Annotated in this window: 18 protein-coding genes; 3 read left to right on the forward strand and 15 right to left on the reverse strand. The window is 57.6% G+C overall.

Features of this window, described 5'->3' with window-relative positions; genetic code table 11:
• Window positions 1-64 precede the first annotated feature (64 nt).
• Window positions 65-1,360 (reverse strand): citrate synthase, encoded by a 1,296-nt coding sequence (gltA, locus tag AKU79_RS11600; RefSeq protein WP_050523749.1) that lies wholly within the window; start codon window positions 1,358-1,360, stop codon window positions 65-67.
• A 101-nt stretch (window positions 1,361-1,461) separates the two neighbouring features.
• Complete coding sequence (gltX, locus tag AKU79_RS11605) at window positions 1,462-2,865, reverse strand: glutamate--tRNA ligase (protein ID WP_050523750.1); 1,404 nt, start codon at window positions 2,863-2,865, stop codon at window positions 1,462-1,464.
• Between the two features lie 76 nt (window positions 2,866-2,941).
• Here gltX and AKU79_RS11610 point away from each other — a divergent pair, with 76 nt between their 5' ends.
• Window positions 2,942-5,068, forward strand: a complete 2,127-nt coding sequence (locus AKU79_RS11610; protein WP_231580158.1) for a ComEC/Rec2 family competence protein — start codon at window positions 2,942-2,944, stop codon at window positions 5,066-5,068.
• Here the strand turns inward: AKU79_RS11610 and lexA are convergent.
• The 6 genes from lexA to AKU79_RS11640 form a co-directional block, all read right to left on the reverse strand.
• Complete coding sequence (lexA, locus tag AKU79_RS11615) at window positions 5,062-5,748, reverse strand: transcriptional repressor LexA (protein ID WP_050523751.1); 687 nt, start codon at window positions 5,746-5,748, stop codon at window positions 5,062-5,064. The two genes, AKU79_RS11610 and lexA, sit on opposite strands and share 7 nt — an antisense overlap.
• A 69-nt stretch (window positions 5,749-5,817) precedes the next feature.
• Window positions 5,818-6,987 carry a molybdopterin molybdotransferase MoeA gene (locus AKU79_RS11620; RefSeq protein WP_050523752.1) on the reverse strand — a complete coding sequence of 390 codons (1,170 nt, stop codon included), beginning with the start codon at window positions 6,985-6,987 and terminating at the stop codon, window positions 5,818-5,820.
• Window positions 6,984-7,493, reverse strand: a complete 510-nt coding sequence (gene moaC / locus AKU79_RS11625) for a cyclic pyranopterin monophosphate synthase MoaC (protein WP_050523753.1) — start codon at window positions 7,491-7,493, stop codon at window positions 6,984-6,986. Before moaC ends, AKU79_RS11620 begins: the two co-directional genes overlap by 4 nt.
• Complete coding sequence (gene trpC / locus AKU79_RS11630; RefSeq protein WP_050523754.1) at window positions 7,471-8,283, reverse strand: indole-3-glycerol phosphate synthase TrpC; 813 nt, start codon at window positions 8,281-8,283, stop codon at window positions 7,471-7,473. Before trpC ends, moaC begins: the two co-directional genes overlap by 23 nt.
• A 26-nt stretch (window positions 8,284-8,309) precedes the next feature.
• A complete protein-coding gene (gene trpD / locus AKU79_RS11635; RefSeq protein WP_050523755.1) occupies window positions 8,310-9,329 on the reverse strand; it encodes an anthranilate phosphoribosyltransferase in 1,020 nt (339 codons plus the stop codon).
• Window positions 9,326-9,919, reverse strand: coding sequence for an anthranilate synthase component II (locus tag AKU79_RS11640; protein ID WP_050523903.1), 594 nt, complete (start codon window positions 9,917-9,919; stop codon window positions 9,326-9,328). The genes trpD and AKU79_RS11640 overlap by 4 nt, the downstream gene beginning before the upstream one ends.
• Before the next feature lie 146 nt (window positions 9,920-10,065).
• Here AKU79_RS11640 and AKU79_RS11645 point away from each other — a divergent pair, with 146 nt between their 5' ends.
• Window positions 10,066-11,670, forward strand: coding sequence for a polysaccharide deacteylase family 2 protein (locus AKU79_RS11645; protein WP_050523756.1), 1,605 nt, complete (start codon window positions 10,066-10,068; stop codon window positions 11,668-11,670).
• 69 nt (window positions 11,671-11,739) lie between these two features.
• On the opposite strand, the gene trpE is transcribed toward AKU79_RS11645, so the two are convergent.
• The 7 genes from trpE to fabI form a co-directional block, all read right to left on the reverse strand.
• The gene (gene trpE / locus AKU79_RS11650; RefSeq protein WP_050523757.1) at window positions 11,740-13,248 is read right to left on the reverse strand and encodes an anthranilate synthase component I; all 1,509 of its coding nucleotides are present in this window, start codon (window positions 13,246-13,248) and stop codon (window positions 11,740-11,742) included.
• A 9-nt stretch (window positions 13,249-13,257) separates the two neighbouring features.
• A complete protein-coding gene (locus tag AKU79_RS11655) occupies window positions 13,258-15,135 on the reverse strand; it encodes a peptidyl-prolyl cis-trans isomerase (RefSeq protein WP_050523758.1) in 1,878 nt (625 codons plus the stop codon).
• Window positions 15,136-15,270: 135 nt separating this feature from the next.
• Complete coding sequence (locus AKU79_RS11660; protein ID WP_050523904.1) at window positions 15,271-16,449, reverse strand: aminotransferase; 1,179 nt, start codon at window positions 16,447-16,449, stop codon at window positions 15,271-15,273.
• Between the two features lie 89 nt (window positions 16,450-16,538).
• A complete protein-coding gene (gene gpt, locus AKU79_RS11665) occupies window positions 16,539-17,042 on the reverse strand; it encodes a xanthine phosphoribosyltransferase (protein WP_050523759.1) in 504 nt (167 codons plus the stop codon).
• 15 nt (window positions 17,043-17,057) lie between these two features.
• Window positions 17,058-17,672 (reverse strand): LysE family translocator, encoded by a 615-nt coding sequence (locus AKU79_RS11670; RefSeq protein WP_050523760.1) that lies wholly within the window; start codon window positions 17,670-17,672, stop codon window positions 17,058-17,060.
• Window positions 17,673-17,681: 9 nt separating this feature from the next.
• Window positions 17,682-18,287: a LysE family translocator gene (locus AKU79_RS11675; protein WP_050523761.1), complete on the reverse strand. Its 606-nt coding sequence runs from the start codon at window positions 18,285-18,287 to the stop codon at window positions 17,682-17,684.
• Entirely contained in the window at window positions 18,284-19,114 is an 831-nt protein-coding gene (gene fabI / locus AKU79_RS11680; protein ID WP_050523762.1) for an enoyl-ACP reductase FabI, read from the reverse strand. Before fabI ends, AKU79_RS11675 begins: the two co-directional genes overlap by 4 nt.
• Window positions 19,115-19,268: 154 nt before the next feature.
• Between fabI and pdxH the strand changes: the two genes are divergently transcribed.
• Window positions 19,269-19,874, forward strand: a complete 606-nt coding sequence (pdxH, locus tag AKU79_RS11685) for a pyridoxamine 5'-phosphate oxidase (protein ID WP_050523763.1) — start codon at window positions 19,269-19,271, stop codon at window positions 19,872-19,874.
• Window positions 19,875-19,883 lie beyond the last annotated feature (9 nt).

Here is a 19,883-nt window from a genome sequence, read left to right on the forward strand (position 1 = left end):
TGGGTTTTTATGCGCCAAGCAATAAAAAACGGCAGCCCCTGCGGCTGCCGTTTTCAAGTTTGGCTTAGCGCTTTTCTACCGGAACATAGTCACGATAGCTTTCGCCGACATAGAGTTGGCGTGGGCGACCGATTTTTTGTGTGGGATCGCCGATCATTTCTTTCCACTGCGAGATCCAGCCGACCGTGCGCGACAAAGCAAAGATCGGGGTGAACATCGAAGTGGGGAAGCCCATCGCATCAAGGATAATGCCCGAATAGAAATCGACGTTCGGATACAGCTTTTTCGAGATGAAATACTCATCCTCAAGCGCGATCCGTTCCAGTTCCTTGGCAACCTGCAAGGTCGGGTTGTTGTGGATGCCCATCAGTTCCAACACTTCGTCGGCGCTTTCTTTCATCACAGTCGCGCGCGGGTCAAAGTTTTTGTAAACGCGGTGGCCAAAGCCCATCAGACGGAAGGGGTCGTTCTTATCCTTGGCGCGGGCGATGAACTCGGGAATCCGGTCAACGGTGCCAATTTCGCGCAGCATTTCAAGGCAAGCCTGGTTTGCGCCACCATGTGCCGGGCCCCAAAGGCAGGCAATGCCGGCCGCAATACATGCAAACGGGTTGGCACCCGAAGAGCCAGCCAAGCGCACAGTCGAGGTCGAGGCGTTTTGTTCGTGGTCGGCATGCAGCATCATAATCCGGTCCATCGCTTTGGACAGGATCGGGTTCACTTTATAGTCAGCTGCGGGAACCGAGAAGCACATGTGCAAGAAGTTCTCAGCGTAAGCCAATGAATTCTTTGGGTAAACGAATGGCTGACCAACCGAGTACTTGAAGGCCATCGCAGCAATAGTCGGCAGCTTGGCGATCATGCGGATAGCGGCGACTTCGCGCTGCCAAGGGTCGTTGATGTCAAGGCTGTCATGGTAGAACGCCGACATCGCGCCGACAACGCCAACCATTGTTGCCATCGGGTGGCTGTCACGGCGGAAACCGCGGAAGAACTGATGCATTTGTTCATGCACCATGGTGTGGTTGGTAACGCGGAACTCGAAATCTTCCATCTCGGCTTTGTTCGGCAGGTTCCCGAACAGCAACAAATAGCAAACTTCAAGGAAATGGGATTCATCGGCCAGTTGTTCGATTGGATAGCCGCGATACAGCAGCTCGCCTTTGTCGCCATCAATATAGGTGATCGCGCTTTCGCAAGCGGCGGTCGAGGTAAAGCCGGGATCATATGTGAATACATCAGCTTGCGCATAGAGCTTGCCGATATCAACCACATCTGGCCCGAGGGTCGGAGTGTACATAGGAAGGTCAATCGTTTTATCGCCAAGTTTAAGCTGTGCTGTTCCCGTCGATTTTACCATGGTTCATCCCTCTTTCGGTTTAGGGCCAATCGCTGGATGCGTTGGGCCTTGCATTGAAAATCCCTTGCGGGGTGTAGCGACCGATCGTGCGAGGCCACGGTTCAGGTGGCGTCACTCAAGCGGGCAATCGTCTCATCCTGGCCCAAAACCAGCATCATATCATAAACGCTGGGTGTTGCTGTGCGGCCAGCCAGTGCGGCGCGCAAAGGGGCTGCCAACTTACCAAAGCCGATGCCATTGGCGGCAGCGACCTCGGTTAAAATGGGTTCCAACGTTTCTTTTGTCCAGCTAACATTTTGCAAGCGCGGCGTCAATGATTTCAGTATACCACGGGATACCGAGTCAAGCGACTTCGCCGCAGCCTCATCCGGTACAACCGGCCGGGAATTCAAAGCAAATTCTGCCTTTTCAATAAGATCGGGGAATTTCTTTGCGCGATCTTTCAAGCAATACATCGCACGCGACAAGCTGTCACGTTGAGTGCCATTCAGTGGCGGCAAGCCTGCTGCGTTCAAATACGCCTCTAATTCATGCAGCAGTGCAGCATCATCGCTGGCGGCGATATGCTGGCCACAAAGGTTTTCCAATTTCTTAAAGTCGAGTCGCGCAGGAGCACGGCCAATTCCCTCTAGATTGAACCATTCTTTTGCCTGCTCAGTGGTAAAGAATTCGTCATCACCATGCGACCAACCCAGCCTTGTGAGGTAATTTCGCATGCCCGCCGCAGGGTATCCCATCACCTGATATTCCTCGACACCAGTTGCGCCGTGGCGTTTCGAAAGTTTCTTGCCATCGGGCCCGAAAATCAGCGGGATATGCGCCCAAACCGGAATTTCCCATCCCATGGCGGTATAAACCATGGTTTGGCGTGCGGCGTTTTGCAGATGGTCGTCGCCACGGATCACATGGGTGATTCCCATGTCATGGTCGTCAACCACAACGGCCAGCATATAGGTTGGCGTACCATCCGAGCGTAGCACGATCATGTCATCCAGCAGATCATTGCGGAAAGTCACTGTGCCTTGCACGGCATCCTCGATGACGGTTTCGCCCGTTTGCGGTGCTTTCATGCGGATCACATAGGGCGCGTCCGGATGGGTTGCAGGGTCGGCATCGCGCCACGGGCTGCGGTACAATGTCGAGGTTTTCTGCTCGGTCGCGGCTTGGCGGAAAGCCTCGATCTCGTCTTGGGTGGCAAAGCATTTATAGGCCGCCCCCCGCGCCAGCATTTCATGCGCAACCTCGGCGTGGCGGTCTTTTTGGTCAAACTGGCTGACAGCCTCGCCATCCCAATCTAGGCCAAGCCATTTCATGCCGCGCAAAATTGCATCGGTCGCCTCGGGGGTCGAACGTTCGCGGTCGGTATCCTCGATGCGCAACAGAAACTTGCCACCACGTCCACGGGCAAAAAGCCAGTTGAACAAGGCTGTTCTGGCCGTGCCAATGTGCATGTAACCCGTGGGCGAAGGGGCGATACGGGTGATGACTGGGCGGGCAGAAGACATGAGGCATTAACCTTTCAGAAACCAAGCAGAGAGTAGGCTTGGCCATTGTCTAGGCAATCACGCAAGGAGTGACAAGGTGGGCAGGCTGATCACGCTGGTCCAGATGCCGTTTGTAGCGCTTGCGCAGGCGCGTGGCGTGCTGTTTGCTTGGGTGCCTGTGCTGATTGCAATGGGCATAGGCCTATGGTTCGGTCTGCCGGTTGAGCCCGAGGGTCAGCATTACGCCGCGCTGGCTGTGGTGCTGCTTGGCCTTGTGATCTTCTACCGCTTTGCGCCGGAAGTGCTGCATCCTGTGCTGACAGCGATTTTTTGCGTGGTTCTTGGTATGCTGGCTGCCGGCTTGCGGGCGCATTTAGTCAAGGCGCCCCTACTTGGATTTCGATATTATGGTCCGGTGCAGGGACGAGTGGTCAACATTGACCGCTCGCAGTCCGATATGGTGCGGCTGACATTGGATCAGGTGGTGCTATCGCGCGTCGCGGCAGATCGCACGCCTGCACGCGTGCGTGTGTCTTTGCACGGCGAACAGGGATATGTCGCGCTGGGGCCAGGGCAAATTATCGTAACAACGGCACATCTTTCGGCACCGGAAGGCCCGGTAGAGCCGGACGGTTTCGATTTTCGCCGGATGGCCTATTTTGACCGGCTCGGGGCAGTCGGGTATACGCGTTTGCCGGTGCTATTGCTTGCGCCACCGACGGTAGGTTCGCAATGGATCAACCGGTTGCGCGCCCGAATTTCGACAGCGGTCGAGGCGCGCATTGACGGGGACGCAGGTGCCTTTGCCGCTGCCTTGGTGACAGGTGATCGTGCCAGAATCAGCCGCGCTGCCCATGATGACCTGCGGGCGGCAAACCTCGCGCATTTGTTGGCGATTTCCGGGCTGCATATGGCGTTGCTGACCGGATTTATCTTTGCGATGCTGCGCTATGGATTGGCGCTGCTGCCGGTTCTGGCGCTGCGGCTGAACTCAAAAAAAATGGCGGCGGCGTTAGCCTTGGCTGCTGGCGCAGTTTATTTGCTGCTTTCAGGTGGCAATGTGGCGACCGAAAGGGCATTTGTGATGGCGGCAGTGATGCTTGGCGCGGTTTTGTTTGACCGTCGCGCCTTGTCTATGCGGTCGGTCGCATTGGCAGCCTGTGTGCTGCTGCTGGCCCAACCAGAAACATTGCTGGAGCCAGGGTTTCAGATGTCATTTGCGGCAACAGTTGCCCTTATTGCGGGGTATGGGGCCCTGCGCGGGCGCACGCGGTCTCGCGCATTCCCCGGTTGGCTGACGCCGGTCTTGGCGGTGGTGTTTACCTCTTTGCTGGCCGGGCTGGCGACCGCACCGATTGCGGCGGCGCATTTCAACAGGGTTTCCGGATATGGCTTGGTTGCCAATGTGCTGGCTGTTCCGGTTATGGGGTTCGCGGTTATGCCGGCAGCAGTTTTGGCTGGGATTTTGGCCCCTTTGGGGTTGGAAGGGGCAGCGATTTGGGTGATGGGCAAGGGCACAAGCTGGATTTTATGGGTTGCGCATACCGTGGCTGCCTGGGACGGATCTGTGCGTGCAGTCGCCAGCCCACCTTGGTTTGTGCTTCCCGTAATGGCATTGGGGGCACTTTGGGTAATCTTGTGGCGAGGCCCTGTCCGGTTCATTGGGGTTGCGCCATTTGTCATTTCGTTTGGGATTTGGGCTTTGGCTGAGCGCCCGCCGATCTTGATTAGCGCTGATGGCAAACTCGTGGGTCTTACCACTGATGCGGGGCGCGCCCTTTCGGCGGCAAAGGGGGTGGGATTTGCGGCAAAGCAGTGGTTGGAAAATGATGGTGAGATGGTGGATCAACTTACCGCAGCGGCCCGCAAGGGGTTTGAGGGGCCGCCCAAGATGCGCCAGTTCATTCTAGATGACTGGAGAATCGTTCAACTGAAAGGAAAAGGGGCCGAAAAGTTGGTGAGTACGGTCTGCGCTATGGCCGACTTGGTTATATTGGAAAGAAAATATTCGGGTCGCAAACCTGCCGGATGCCGCATTGTAGATGAGAATATATTGCGCAAAACGGGGGCAATTGCCCTATGGCCAGCGGCCGATGGCAGTATGCGGGTTTCCCAGACCGAGACGCAAAGGCGGTTATGGACTGGAAAAGGCCGTGACCAACCAGCGCGACTGGTTCTGGAAAAACGCGCAAAAGCTGCAACGATAGGCCCGGTAGATCAGTAGCTTCGGATCAAACCAACCAAACGGCCTTGGACTTTGACCTGATAATCGGGCAAAACGCGGGTTTCATAGGCGGGGTTTTCAGCCTCCAATGCGATCATGTTTCCGCGCCGACGAAAACGCTTGAGCGTTGCCTCGGCGTCCTCGACCAAGGCAACTACGATGTCGCCGTTCTCGGCTGTGGATTGTTCGCGGATGACGACAATATCACCGTCATTGATTCCAGCGTCGATCATCGAATCGCCTTTGACCTCTAGCGCGTAATGCTGTCCTTTGCCCGAAAGCATCGAGCCCGGAACCGCAACATGATGCGAGATTTCCTGGATCGCTTCGATTGGAACGCCGGCAGCGATGCGCCCCATGACAGGCAGTTCCATCGCGTCGATGGAAGAAATAGCCATTGCGCCTTTGGGTGGCGAGACCTTGTCACCATCAATCACTTTTGGCTTGAAGCCCACACGTTCCATCGCCTCTGGCAGCTTAACAATCTCGATTGCGCGGGCGCGATGCGCGAGGCGGCGGATAAAACCGCGTTCTTCCAGCGCCGTTATCAGGCGATGGATGCCCGATTTCGATTTCAAATCAAGCGCCTCTTTCATTTCGTCGAAAGAGGGCGGAACACCTTCGGCATCCATTCGCACCCGAATGAAATCCAACAGTTCCAATTGTTTGCGCGTCAGCATCAGCCCGTCCCTTTCAAAAGGTTGCTTGACTGTTCTGCCCGTGTTCTTGTTTTGTGTCAAGTGATTTGGCTAAATCGGTAGATATTCGACGATGTCGCCTGCCGTGCGCGGGCCATCTCCAACCGGGCGCAACAGCAGCGCATCGGCCTGTGATAAAACCGACAGCAGAGCGGAATCCTGTGCCTGGAACGGCGTGATAGTCGTTTGGCCTTTGGAGGTCTGCAATTTGGCGCGCATGTAGTGGGCGCGTGGGCCGTTTGCGGGCAGATCCTCGGTCAAAATGGCAGAGTGCATTTGCGGGCCTTTTGCCGGCTGTCCTTGCAAAACACGCAGCATCGGCAACATGAAAATGTGACCGCAAACGATTGAAGAAACAGGATTTCCTGGTAGTCCAAGCATCGGGATTCCGTTCAGTTTTCCCGCCATCAGTGGTTTGCCGGGACGCATCGCGATTTTGTAGAATGCCCGTTCCATCCCCAAACCTGCCGCCACTTTGCCCACCAGATCATGGTCGCCAACCGATGCGCCGCCGATTGTCACGATCAGGTCGGCATCGGCAGCAAGCTCGAAGACTTTGGTCAGGCTTGCCTCGGTGTCGCGGGCGATGGGAAGCAGACGGGCGGCGCCGCCAGCTGCCTCGACCATCGCTTTCAGTGCAAAGCTGTTGGAAGCAATGATCTGGTCATCCCGCGGGCGCTCGCCCGGCATCACCAGTTCGTCGCCTGTGGCGATCAGGGCAACGACGGGGCGGCGTATCACCGACACTTCGGCCAGATTCATCGCGGCCAAAAGGGCGATGTCACTGGGGCGCAGAAGGCGCGGGGAAAGCACGTCGCCCGCACGGAAATCCTGTCCCTTGGCGCGGATATGGTTTGATCTGTCGGCATTTGCAGACAGTGTTATTTGATGGCCTGTGCGGGTCACATCTTCTTGGATCACAACACGGTCGGCCCCAATCGGCACAGGTGCGCCGGTGAAAATGCGGATGGCGCGACCTGCGGTCAGTTCACCTTGCCAAGCGTGGCCGGCACTGGCCTCGCCAACCACGTCGAAACTTGTGGTGTCGCCACAGGTGGCATAGCCATCCATCGCCGAGGCCGCAAAGGGGGGCTGGTCGCGCTGCGCGGTGGCTGGCAATGCCATCATCCGGCCGGCGGCTTGGGTTAAAGGGACTGTTTTGGCCGCCAAAGGGCGCACCAGATCAAAGGCACGTGACAGCGCCTCATCGACCGAAATCATTGGTCGGCCTCATAGCGACCCGATTTGCCGCCGTCTTTCAGCAGCAGTTTGATGTCTTTGATTTCCATAGCCTTATCAACGGCTTTTATCATGTCATAGATAGTCAACGCAGCGATGGAAACCGCGGTCAGCGCCTCCATCTCTACCCCGGTTTGACCACCGGTTTTCACTGTAGCAGTGATGATGACGCCGGGAAGTGCAGTATCGGGTACCAGATCAATTGCAACTTTGGTAATTGGCAAAGGGTGGCAGAGCGGAATCAGGTCGGCGGTTTTCTTGGCCCCCATGATGCCCGCAAGCCGCGCCACGCCCAACACATCGCCTTTGGCGGCACGGCCATCTGTGATCATCGCCAGCGTCTCGGGTGCCATTTTCACAGACCCTTGTGCAACGGCGATACGGGCGGTCACGGGCTTGTCCGAGACATCGACCATATGCGCATGGCCTTCGCCATCAAAATGCGAGAGCGTGGGGCGGGCCAAGTCAAAGCCCCCCTTGCGCAACATTCGGTTTGGCAAGGATAGCACGGGTGGCCGCAGCAACATCCTCTTGCCGCATCAAGCTTTCGCCAATCAGGAAACAACGCGCGCCAAAGCGGGCGACATCGGCCAGATCTTCGGGGGTAAACAAGCCGGATTCTGAAACGATCATCCGGTCTTCGGGCACGCGGCGGGCAAGATCGCGCGTGGTTTGCAGCGTCACGTCAAAGCTGTGCAGATTGCGGTTGTTGATGCCAATCATCGGAGAATTCAACAGCGCGGCACGTTCCAGCTCGGCGGCGTCATGCACCTCGATCAGCACGTCCATGCCCAACTCAAACGCAGCATCTTCCAGCTCTTTCGCTTGGGCATCGGAAACTGAGGCCATGATGATCAAAATACAATCAGCCGAAAGCGCGCGGGCCTCGACCACCTGATAGGGATCATACATGAAATCCTTGCGCAGGCAGGGCAGGCTGGTGGCATCATGGGCGGCAACCAGAAATTCGTCAGCACCTTGAAATGAGGGCGTATCTGTTAGCACTGACAGGCATGTCGCGCCCCCGGCCTGATAGGCGCGGGCAAGGGCAGGCGGGTCAAAATCGGGGCGGATCAAGCCTTTGGACGGGCTGGCCTTTTTGATCTCGGCGATCAGGCCATAACCTTTGCTTGATGCCGCCAAAAGGGCGTGGTGAAAGCCGCGGGGTGCGGGGGCGTCATCTGCCAATGCCTGCACTTGCGACAAGGGTTTTGCTGCTTTGCGGGCGGCAACCTCTTCCAGTTTATAGGTTTTTATCTTGTCTAGAATCGTGCTCATCAGGGGGCCGTCCGGTTAGGGGTGGGTTAGGCTGCCGCTGTTGTGATGCGGGCCAAGGTTTCAAGGCGGGCAAGCGCGGCACCGGAATCGATGCTGGCATTGGCAATTGCGACACCCGATTTCAGGTCGGCCGCCTTGCCTGCCACCAGCAGTGCCGCTGCAGAATTCAGCAAAACCGCATCGCGATAGGCGCCTTTTTCACCGTTCAGCAGGGCCCGAAAGGCAACCGCGTTATCAGATGGGCTACCGCCCATAATCGCCTCAAACGGGTGGACGGGCAGGCCTGCATCTTCGGGGTGAATGTCAAATTCGGTGATTGCGCCATCTTTCAGCGCGGCGACCTTGGACGGTGCTGCGATTGACAGCTCATCCGTGCCATCGCCGCCATGTACCAACCACGCCGAGGTTGACCCAAGTGCCAGCAACACCTCGGCCATCGGGCGGATAAGATGGGGGGCATAGGCGCCGGTCAGTTGCATTTTCACGCCCGCAGGGTTGGTCAGTGGCCCAAGGATGTTGAATAGCGTACGGGTGCCAAGCTCTAGCCGCACGGGGGCGACGTGGCGCGTGGCGGGGTGGTGCATCGGGGCCATCATAAAGCCGATTCCGGCCTCTTGCAGGCAGGTTTCAACGACTTTGGGGCCGACCATCACGTTCAGACCCATTTCGGTCAACGCATCGGCAGCCCCTGATTTTGACGAAAGGTTGCGGTTGCCATGCTTGGCCACAACCACGCCCGCGCCCGCGACGACAAAGGCTGTCGCCGTGGAAATATTCAGTGTGCCTTTGCCATCACCGCCTGTACCGACAATATCCATCGCACCCGCAGGGGCCACCACAGCATTGCACTTGGCGCGCATCACATGGGCAGCAGCAGCGATTTCATCGACCGTTTCGCCGCGTGTGCGCAGCGCAATCAGCAAGCCGCCGATTTGGGAAGGGGTCGCATCGCCGTCGAACAGAGCGGTAAAGGCGGTTTCAGCCTCGGCCCGCGTCAACGGGCGGTCGCAGGCAATGCCGATCAGGGGTTTGAGGCGGTCACTCATATAGGCTCCTTTTCGGGGGCTTTTGCGCGATCAAGAAAATTGCGCAACATCTGATGGCCGTGTTCGGATTTGATGCTTTCAGGGTGAAACTGCACACCCTCAATCGGCAGGGTTTTGTGGCGCAGGCCCATGATGGTGCCGTCTTCCAGCCAAGCCGTGACCTCTAAAGCGTCTGGCAGGGTTTCGCGGTCGACGACAAGGCTGTGGTACCGCGTGGCCAGGAAAGGCGAGGGCAGACCGGCGAACACGCCTTTACCGCTGTGATGCATTTTGCCCATTTTGCCATGCACGATTTCATGGCAGCGCACGACTTTACCGCCGAAGGCCTCGCCGATGGTTTGATGCCCAAGGCAAACGCCCAACAGCGGGATACCAGCCTCGGCGGCGGCCATGGTCAGCGGCAGGCAAATACCGGCCTGCGCCGGTGCGCGCGGGCCAGGGGAAAGCACAATCATTTCCGGCCGCAGCGCCATTGCGGCCTGCACGTCCATTTTGTCATTGCGCACAACGCGGATGTCCGCGCCCAACTCGCCCAAATAATGAACGAGATTATAGGTGAAACTGTCGTAGTTATCGATCAAAAGCAGCATATTGCTCAGCCCGTGCTTCATCATGTCTGTTTGGGGGTGAACCCGGCTCATTGTCGCGCTATACATGGGCCGAGCGGGATAGGGGCGTCAAGGGAAACCATTCCTTTTCGATCTTAACCGTACAAAGGCAGGCAGGAGGGTTACGGGTGAGCCGTGGGTTTTTAGCAGGGGCAGGGTGGGGCACCGTGGTTGCGGGGCTGGGCCTTGTCGTGGCGTCGCAGGTCACGGATCTGGGTATGGAATCGGAAAGATCGGCGGCTGTCACCGGTGAATCAGCAGTGACAGCGCCAGCCGTTGTTGAACCCGCGGCCTCGCCTTTGGTCCAAGAGCCGGCCGTGACCTTGCCTGCAGAAACGATGCAAGTACCAGATGTGCCGGAAAATACCGCCCCCGCGATGCCGCTACCCAATTCGGATGCCGAGGCAAAGCCCGATGTTCCGCAGCAAACCGCATCGCCAAGCACGGTGACGCCACCCGCAACGGTTGGGCCAGAAAAAATGGGCGCCGATACTTTGGGTTCCGATGATCTGGGCGATGTGGCTGCCAATACGCCCGAAGTTTTGCCCGAGGCGAAAACGGCTTTGGACGCTCGCCCAGAACCGGTGTCAGGATTGGCCCCGATTGTGCCAAGCAGTGAAAACCCTGCACCAAATGAAGCCGCGATGGCGGTAGCAGAGGCCCCGCAACCAGCGGCCGCAGATGTTGCGCCAGAATCTGGCCAGTCAGTCGTTGAGCCTAGCCCCGAGGCAATTCCTGCGCCGCAAACTGAGCCTGAGCAAGCAACTGGTGAAGCCGGGTCATCTGCTATGGAAACGGCCGTCGCACCTGAAATAAAGCCAGACACAGCGCCTGCCGAAACGGAGCAGCCAGCCATCAAAGCACCAGAGGCCGGGCAGCCAGATGTGCCTGTGCCCGAGGCCGTCGCACCCGAAGTTGAAATTGTTGTGATGGACCCGCCAGCGTCGCGCCCTGCACCGGGGTTTACGGGGGTAGACGGGGTAACAACAGGGCGTTTGCCGTCGATCGGTGCAATACCTGCGACATCGCAAGATCCGGCTACGGCTGCTGATATAGACTTGCCGCCGATTGAGCGATTTGCGCGCAAGTTTGAAAACACATCGCAAAAGCCTCTGTTCGCCATTTTGCTGCGCGATACAGGTGGGCCGGATATTGACCGCGAGGCCTTGGCTGCGATTCCATTTCCGGTGTCATTTGTAATTGACCCAACTTTGCCCGATGCGGCTGTTGCAGCCGACATCTATCGTGCTGCGGGACAAGAGATTTTGATTCTTGGGTCGGGTATTCCGGCAGGGGCAACAGCGTCGGATCTGGCAGTAAGCCTTGAGGCGATGGACAAAATTCTGCCCGAGGCCGTCGGGGTTGTGGATCAGGAAGCAGATGGATTCCAAGGCAACCGCACTTTGGCGACGCAAGTGCTGGCCTTGGTGGCTGATCAAGGCCGGGGCCTGATATCCTGGGATAAAGGCTTGAATGCTGCGGCGCAGGTCGCGCAGCGAGAAGGGGTCCGCAATGCAGTGATTTTCCGGTCTATGGATGGCGCGGATGAAAAAAGCGCTGTAATCCGGCGCTATCTGGACCGGGCGGCCTTTAAGGCGGCGCAGGATGGCCGCGTGGTGGTTGAAGGCACAACCCGGCCGGAAACCGTAAAGGCATTGCTGGAATGGGCGGTCGAAGGACGGGCGGCGACGGTGGCGATTGCACCTGCAACTGCCGTGATGACGTCGCAGTAACGTGGCGGCAGCGCTGGCATGAAAAAAGGGGCCGGTTGGCCCCTTTTTTGTTGCACAGGAAATACAGGATCAGTGGTTGCCGCTGGCAAACAGCCCTGCATCCTCTGCCGCTTTGCGTAGGGCATTGGATTTGTTGACGGTTTCTTCAAATTCGGCCTGCGGGTCGCTGTCATAGACCACACCGCCACCAGCCTGAATATAAAGCCGTTCATCTTTCAGCACAGCGGTACGCAGGGCGATGCAAAAATCCATCTCGCCATTGGCGGCGAAATAGCCCACGCCGCCGCCATAAACGCCGCGCTTTTCCGGCTCTAGCTCATCAATGATTTCCATGGCGCGGACCTTGGGCGCACCCGAAACCGTGCCTGCGGGCATACCCGCCAACAGGGCCGAAAGCGCATCTTCACCATCGGAAATTTCGCCCACCACGTTCGACACAATATGCATCACATGGCTGTAGCGCTCGACAATGAATTCCTCGGTTGGATGTACGGTGCCGATTTTGGCCACGCGGCCCACATCATTGCGGCCCAGATCCAGCAGCATCAGATGCTCGGCCAGTTCCTTTTGATCCGAGATCAGGTCCAGCTCATTCGCGCGGTCTTCCTCAGGCGTGGCACCGCGTTTGCGCGTGCCGGCAATCGGGCGCACCGTTACCTCGCCATCGCGGAGACGCACAAGAATTTCAGGGCTGGCGCCGATAACCTGGAACCCGCCAAAGTTGAAGAAAAACATGAACGGCGACGGGTTGGTGCGGCGTAGCGACCGGTAAAGCGCGAAAGGCGGGGCCTCAAAGCGTTGGGTCCAGCGCTGTGACGGTACGACCTGAAAGATATCGCCTGCGCGGATGTATTCCTTGGCGGCCTCAACGGCCTGCAAATAGCCTTGATGGGTAAAGTTGGAAACCGCCTGACCCACAGGCGCGACTTGACCATAGTCACGGTCGGCGCGTGGTGCGCGGTCAAGATCACGCAGGGCGTCCATCACGCGTTCGGCGGCTTGGGCATAGGCGGCCCGCGCCGACAGGCCCGAGGCAGCCCAAGCGGGTGCCACGACCGTCACCTCACCTTTGACCCCGTCCAGCACGGCCACGACCGAAGGGCGCATCAACACAGCATCGGGCAGGCCCAGCGGGTCGGGGTTTACATTGGGCAGGTGTTCCACCAACCGGATCATATCATAGCCCAGATAACCAAACAGGCCCGAAGCAATGGCCGGCAAATCGGCAGGCATGTCGATCGCGCTTTCCGCGATCAAAGCGCGCAGGCTTTGCAGTGGCTCGGCAGGGTCTGGCAAATAGGCCGATTGGTCAAAGCGGGCTTCACGGTTAATTTCAACCGCTGTGCCATTGCAGCGCCAGATCAGATCGGGCTTTAGGCCCACGACCGAATAGCGCCCGCGAATCTCGCCTCCGGTGACAGATTCGAGCATGAACGTATCGCCGCGCGCCTCGCCCAATTTCAGCATAAGCGAAACAGGCGTATCAAGATCGGCCGGAATACGGGCATAGACCACCTGGTTTTGCCCTGCGGCCCATGCTTTTTCAAAGCTGGCGAATTCGGGGATTAGCTGTGCCATTTTATGCCATTACCGAAATTGGGAATGCACGGCGTTGATTGCCGTATTGTTCAACGTAATGCCCGCATCCTGGGTCAGCGCATTTGAATAGAGCGTGAAGGCATCTTGCGACAAAGCCTGTTCAACCTGTGCCACAATTGCCCCTTTCAGGGCACTTGCATCTTCGCCTTCAGCCTCACCCGGGGTAATGGCCTGCAATTGAACCAAACCGACGTAGCCGGCCTCTTCTGCAGTCTTGCCTTCGATCACTTGGGTTTGGCCTTCCTCAAGCTTGAAGAGTGCTGTCAGCGCAGTCGCCGGAACGCCTTCGATTGTGCTGGAACGGGTGAGGTTGGGAATGACTTCAGTCACGCCAAAACCAGCCAAAGAAGCGCCAGCATCGACCTTTGCTTTGATCTCGGCCGCAAGGCTCGAGAGCGCGTCTTGGGCGGCTTGCGCGCGCCAGTTGCTGTCTACAGCGTCACGGGTATCGGCAAAGGGAATCGGCGTTGGTGGCACGATTTCTTCGAGCCGGAGGGCGAAAATGCCACCGTCATCGGTTTGAATAACCGCAGGGAAATCGCCTTGAACGGCGTCTTGTGCGGCTTTGCGAAAGGTCGGATAGGCGGCCATGCCTTCGCTGGAGGTGGCGTTAAAATCGATTTTGCCCAGCGTCATGCCAGAGTCTTTGGCCAGATCTTCGAGCGTGGCACCGCTGGCCAGTTGGTCGTCAACCGCCTCAATTTTATCGGCGATTGCGCGGCGCGCTGCGTCCATGGAGAGTTCGGCTGCCAGATCGGGGCGGGCCTCGTTAAAACTGGTGTTTTGGGCCGCCAGGATACCGTTCATCCGAAATAGCGCGGGCCCCAGGTCAGAGTCGAATGGGCCAACAATGCCCGGTTCTGTCAGGGCAAATACGGCTGGTCCGGCGGCGCCAAGATCGGCCTCTGAACGATCGCCCAAATCGATATCAGACAGCTTTACGCCGCGATCAGCGACCAATGTTTCAAAGGGCGTGCCGGCATCGAGTTTGGCCTTTGCGGCCATTGCTGCATCTTGGGATGGATACACCAGACGTTCAACCAAGCGGCGCTCTGGTTGAACAAACTCGGCGATGCGTTCGTCATATAGCTTGTGCAATGCGTCCTCATCCAATGCGACAGTGCCGGCAAGGTCTTCGGGCAGCAAAGAGGCATAGGTGATGCGGCGCGCTTCTGGGGCGGTGAATTGGGCAATATTATTTTCATAATAGGCTTTCAATTCCTCCTCGGTCGGGTCAGCGACTTTGGTTGCCAAATCGGCCTCGGTCAGATGCAGCAACTGCGCACTGCGGCGTTCCGAGATATAGGCGTAAAGTGTGTCTGTCAGGGCGGCGGGAGCCGCAAAGCCACCGCTGACCGCGCCTTGCAGCAAAGCACGCGACAGATCCTCGCGCATTTTGCTTTCATATTGTGCCTCGGTCAGTTTGTTGTTTTGCAAGGTGTAGCGATAGGCCTCGCGGTCAAATTGTCCCGATGACCCATGGAACGCATTGGTGCCAGTGATTTCTTTTGCGATCCGCGCATCGCCGGCGGAAATGCCAATCCGGTCGGCCTCATTATCAAGGGCTGCTGCAAGGATCAGCTGTTGACGTACCTGTTGGTCAAGGCCCAAGGATTGCGCCTGCTGCATGGTGAGCGTAGTGCCGAATTGCGCCGAAAGCGCGTTCATCTGCTGTTGCAAGGCGCGGGCGTAATCGTTCACATCGATCTCGCGCTCGCCAACTTTGCCGATGCTGCTGACGCCACCACCGAAGTTGGTAATGCCAAAGCCGCCGAGGCCAAGGACGAGCATTGCCATCAGCGCCCAGACGACGATGCTGGTACCTTTACCCTTTTTGCGACGGGGTTCTTCGGTTGGATCTGCCATGTGTTTTACCTTAAGAAACGCGGTTTTGCCCTATCTATGGGGTTAGACGGGCGGGGGCAAGCGAGGCTTGGCCGTCGCCGGGGGGCTTCACGCCCCCCAGACCCCCCGTGGGATATTTGTAAATAGATGATAAGGTTAGAGATTCAGGGATTTGAGGCGGTTGAAGAATTCTGTAATTTCGGTGCCATCGATATTGGCAAAAGCGATGCGGAGTTGGCGTTTGCCGGCTGCGGAACCTGCGGGCTGAAACATGGTGCCGGGCAAGGTGAGCAGGCTGGCCTTTTGCACCAGCGTTTTGGCCAGTTGATCGGAGGGCAGCGCGTAAGGGTGTTCAACATAGGCAAAATAGGCGCCGCAACCGAGTAATTTCCAATCCGGCAGGGTTTTGAAGCCGTCTACCATTGCCCTGCGGCGAGAGAGGATTTCGAGCCGTTCAGTGGCGACCCATGCGGCAAGGTTTTGCATACCCCAAAGCGCGCCGATCTGGCCAAGTTGGTTTGGGCAAATCGCAACTGTGTCCAGGAATTTTTCAACCTGCATGAGACGGGATTCTGACGCGACAATCGCACCTACGCGGTGGCCTGTGAGGCGGTAAGCCTTTGAAAAGCTGTAGAGATGGATAAGCGTGTCTGCCCATTGCGGATCTGTGAACAGCTGATGCGGGGCGCCTGTTCGGCTGTCAAAGTCGCGGTAGGTTTCGTCGACGATTAGCGCGAGGCCGCGTTCGCGCGCCAAAGCCATGAAATCGTCCAAGGTTTGGGCCGGATATTCGGCACCGCCCGGGTTGTTAGGGCTGACCAAAACGATCGCGCGGGTGTTTGGAGTGATAAGCGCAGCGGCATCGGCCGCCGAGGGAATAAGTCCCGCGCCAGTGGCGAGCGGTACGGTGTGCACCGCTTGCATATCAAGCCACATTTTATGATTGAAATACCATGGCGTGGGCAAGATTACCTCATCCCCGGCGCCGGCCAGCGTAGACATAACGGCGGTGAAGGCCTGATTGCAACCTTGCGTAATAGCCACCTGATTTGGCTGAATATTTCCGCCGTAGGTCGCAGACCATTGCTGCGCAATTTCCGACCGCAGGGCGGGCAAACCAAGCACGGGACCATAAAGATGGGCCGCGTCATTGTGCAGTGCTGCCTCGGCAATCGCCTGTCGCAGTGCAAGGGGCGGCGGCTCGACCGGGGCGGCCTGCGAGACGTTTATCAAGGGACGTTCTGGCGGGAATTGCACACCATCGAGCCAGCGCCGCGCCTCCATCACGGGCGGGCTTTCGGTGGCGGCCATAGCAGGATTAAGGGGTGTTGGCATGGCGCGCTCCGGCATTTGGGTTCAGTTAAGCATATGCCGCGATCAGGGGGGCGAAACCCGTTCGGACCCTGAGGCGGCTTAAGGCGGTTTTAATCTTTGCCGCGGTAGGGTTGGACATATTGCAGCGCCATATCCCATGGAAAGAAAATCCATGTGTCCTGGCTGACCTCGGTGATAAAGGTTTCGACCATCGGTCGGCCTTGGGGTTTGGCGTAGACGGTGGCGAAATGCGCTTTGGGATAGAGCGCGCGCACCAGTTCCAGCGTCTTGCCCGTATCGACAAGGTCATCGACGATCAAGACGCCGGTTCCATCGCCCATCACATCGGCTTGCGGGGCTTTGATAACCTTGGCTTCGGCGCGCTCTTGGTGATTATAGCTTTTGACCGAAATCGTATCGACGACGCGGATATCAAGCTCTCGCGCGACGATCATCGCGGGCACGAGGCCGCCACGTGTGATTCCAACCACAGCCTTCCATGCACCATTGTCCGGGCCTTTGCCATCTAGCCGCCAAGCCAAGGCGCGGGCGTCACGGTGAATTTGATCCCACGAGATGTGGAAGCCTTTTTCGTGCGGCAAACGGTCAGTCATGGTAGTCCTCTTTACTTAGGTCGCGGCGATTTTCAGGCCAAGAATGGCAAGCATACCGCCAAAAGCCCGGTCGATGATTGTTTTCAGGTTGATATAGCCCGAGCGCGTCCGTTCAAAGGAAAAGATGCGTGCGACAAGAATATTCCATAGAGCCTCGTTCAGGAACACCACTGTTAGCAGCGCGGCATAAACCCAGAGTGGGGTGTTCGGCGGCACGGTGCCTATGAAGATCGCCGAGAACAGAACGGCAGGTTTGGGGTTGGCCAATTGGGTGACAAACCCAAGCCGAAAGGCGGAAATTGCGGTGCGGGGCAGGCGGCTGGTTTGTGCCATATCCAACGGCTTGGCGGCATCGCGCCACATGCCCCATGCCATGTGCAACAGGTAAATCCCGCCAATGATTTTCAAGGCCCACAACAGGGCAGGTGCGGCCTGAAACACGATTGCAAGGCCAAAGAGTGCGGCCATAGCCCAGATTACCGCGCCGATGCCGATGCCGCAGGCCAGGAAAGTGCCGGTGCGAAGTCCCTCGGTCACACCAGTACGGGCAGACATAAGCACAGCAGGGCCGGGGCTGATCGCGGCCATAAGGTGCAAAAAGGCGACGGCTAGAAAAGCGGTTAATGTCATGGTGGCACTCTACAGGTTGAAAATAAGCAAGGCGGCAAGGGCCGTCAGGGCCACGGCAGCGGTGGTATCTATCCAGAATTTAGCCGCAAAATAGCGCTTGCGCATGGCGTTTGTCGACATTGAAATCGTGACGGTTGCGTACCAGAACAGCTCGGTCGCGAGCGCAGTGGCATAGATTGCCGCATAGATTGCAGCACCATGAGGATCGGGGAAAATGGTCAGGATGACGGCCGAATAAAACAGCGCAGGTTTCGGGTTGGACAGGCTGAGGATGACGCCACCAATGAACCCATCGCCAAAGCGGCGCTTGGCCGCAGGAGGCAATGGCTGTCGGGCTGCACGCCACAGGCCCCAAGCCATGTACAGCAGGTACAATCCGCCAAATATTTTTGCAGCCTGGAAGAGGGGTGGGTAGATCTTGAAAACTACGGCAAGGCCAAACAGCGCGAACAGGCACCAAAGCGATGCCCCGAAAGCAAGGCCGAGACCGTAGGGCAGGGCCTTATCGCGCCCTTGGGCCAGTGCCATTTGCGTGGCGGCAATAATGCTTGGCCCCGGCGACAGAATCGCCGGGGTGAGAACAGCTATCAGAGCCAGAAACGGCTCTGGGTTCATTCGGCACCTTTTTGGGCCTTGGCGGTGACAACGTCGATATCGGGCGCATCAACAGCTTTCATACCAACGACGTGATAGCCTGCGTCAACATGCAGGTTTTCACCTGTAGTGCCCGAACCAAGATCGGACAGCAGGAACACAGCGGCTTTGCCTACCTCATCTTGGGTCACGTTGCGACGCAGGGGCGAGTTCAGTTCATTCCAGCGCATGATATAGCGGAAATCGCCAATACCCGATGCGGCCAGCGTTTTGATCGGGCCTGCGGAAATCGCGTTGCAGCGGATGCCGTCTTTGCCCAGATCCTCGGCGATGTATTTTACCGATGCCTCAAGCGCCGCTTTGCACAGGCCCATGACGTTGTAATGAGGCATTACCTTTTCCGCGCCATAGTAGGTGAGCGTCAGCAAGCTGCCACCGGGGTTCATGATCGCTGCGGCGCGTTTGCATACGGCGGTAAAGGAATAGACGGAAATATCCATCGACATCAGAAAATTGTCGCGCCCTGTGTCAACGTAACGGCCGCGCAGCTCGTTCTTATCCGAAAAGCCGATGGCATGTACGACGAAATCAATGCTGCCCCAAACCTCTTTCAGGTGTTCGAATACCGCGTCCAGTGACGCTTCATTGGTGACATCACATTCGATCATCACCGAAGAGCCGACAGAGCTTGCCAAAGGCTCTACCCGCTTTTTCAGCTGTTCGCCTTGGTATGAAAACGCAAGCTCGGCCCCTTGGTCGGCGCAGGCTTTGGCGATGCCCCAAGCGATGGATTTGTCGTTCGCAAGGCCCATGATGAGCCCGCGCTTGCCTGCCATTAATCCTGCCATAGTTTCCCCCAAGTCATTTTCGGTATGTTGATCGCTGGTGTAGGCGATACTAGATGCCGCATCAAGTGTCGTGGGGCAAGGGCTTGCACTTGGCTGCCTAGGGGTTAGGCTTAGGAATGGACTGCACCTAAAACGTGTGCGGCAGATCGGGGTCATGATGGATAGAAGCGGAATTTTTGCAGGTGATGATCCGTTTGTGTTAGCCCGCGCCTGGTTGGCCGAGGCTGAGGCCTCGGAATTGAACGACCCCAATGCGATTGCCCTGTCCACTGTGGATTCTACCGGCATGCCAAACGCGCGTATGGTTTTGCTAAAGGATATCGAACCCGCCGGCTTTGTGTTTTACACCAATTACACAAGTCAAAAGGGACGAGAAATTGAAGCGGCAGGCAAGGCCGCCTTTGTGATGCATTGGAAAAGCCTGCGTCGCCAAATTCGGGTGCGGGGGATTACCGAGCGCGAAGAGGGGCCTGCGGCAGACGCCTATTACGCGTCGCGCTCATTGAAAAGCAGGTTGGGGGCATGGGCGTCACAACAGTCACAGCCATTGTCTTCGCGCGCGACTTTGATGGCCGAGGTCGCCAAGGTGACGGCAACCCACGGACCAATGCCAAAGCGCCCTCCGTTCTGGGGCGGCATTCGAATCATACCAACCGAGATTGAGTTTTGGGCTGACGGTGCATTCAGATTGCATGACCGGTTTCGTTGGTCGCGCAAAACGTGTAATGATGCGTGGAGGGTAGAACGGCTTAATCCGTGACTGTGCGTC

Origin of the sequence: Pseudorhodobacter wandonensis, from assembly GCF_001202035.1 — a bacterium.
Classification (GTDB): domain Bacteria; phylum Pseudomonadota; class Alphaproteobacteria; order Rhodobacterales; family Rhodobacteraceae; genus Pseudorhodobacter; species Pseudorhodobacter wandonensis.

Excerpts from the sequence above, each read along its gene's own strand:
- trpC (WP_050523754.1), bottom strand. The coding sequence starts at position 8,283 with ATGAGCACGATTCTAGACAAGATAAAAACCTATAAACTGGAAGAGGTT.
- AKU79_RS11620 (WP_050523752.1), bottom strand. The coding sequence starts at position 6,987 with ATGATTTCGGTCGATGAGGCGCTGTCACGTGCCTTTGATCTGGTGCGC.
- AKU79_RS11655 (WP_050523758.1), bottom strand. The coding sequence starts at position 15,135 with ATGGCAGATCCAACCGAAGAACCCCGTCGCAAAAAGGGTAAAGGTACC.
- trpE (WP_050523757.1), bottom strand. The coding sequence starts at position 13,248 with ATGGCACAGCTAATCCCCGAATTCGCCAGCTTTGAAAAAGCATGGGCC.
- AKU79_RS11660 (WP_050523904.1), bottom strand. The coding sequence starts at position 16,449 with ATGCCAACACCCCTTAATCCTGCTATGGCCGCCACCGAAAGCCCGCCC.
- gltA (WP_050523749.1), bottom strand. The coding sequence starts at position 1,360 with ATGGTAAAATCGACGGGAACAGCACAGCTTAAACTTGGCGATAAAACG.
- AKU79_RS11640 (WP_050523903.1), bottom strand. The coding sequence starts at position 9,919 with ATGCTGCTTTTGATCGATAACTACGACAGTTTCACCTATAATCTCGTT.
- gpt (WP_050523759.1), bottom strand. The coding sequence starts at position 17,042 with ATGACTGACCGTTTGCCGCACGAAAAAGGCTTCCACATCTCGTGGGAT.
- gltX (WP_050523750.1), bottom strand. The coding sequence starts at position 2,865 with ATGTCTTCTGCCCGCCCAGTCATCACCCGTATCGCCCCTTCGCCCACG.
- moaC (WP_050523753.1), bottom strand. The coding sequence starts at position 7,493 with ATGTTGCGCAAGGGGGGCTTTGACTTGGCCCGCCCCACGCTCTCGCAT.
- lexA (WP_050523751.1), bottom strand. The coding sequence starts at position 5,748 with ATGCTGACGCGCAAACAATTGGAACTGTTGGATTTCATTCGGGTGCGA.
- pdxH (WP_050523763.1), top strand. The coding sequence starts at position 19,269 with ATGATGGATAGAAGCGGAATTTTTGCAGGTGATGATCCGTTTGTGTTA.
- AKU79_RS11670 (WP_050523760.1), bottom strand. The coding sequence starts at position 17,672 with ATGACATTAACCGCTTTTCTAGCCGTCGCCTTTTTGCACCTTATGGCC.
- AKU79_RS11675 (WP_050523761.1), bottom strand. The coding sequence starts at position 18,287 with ATGAACCCAGAGCCGTTTCTGGCTCTGATAGCTGTTCTCACCCCGGCG.
- trpD (WP_050523755.1), bottom strand. The coding sequence starts at position 9,329 with ATGAGTGACCGCCTCAAACCCCTGATCGGCATTGCCTGCGACCGCCCG.
- fabI (WP_050523762.1), bottom strand. The coding sequence starts at position 19,114 with ATGGCAGGATTAATGGCAGGCAAGCGCGGGCTCATCATGGGCCTTGCG.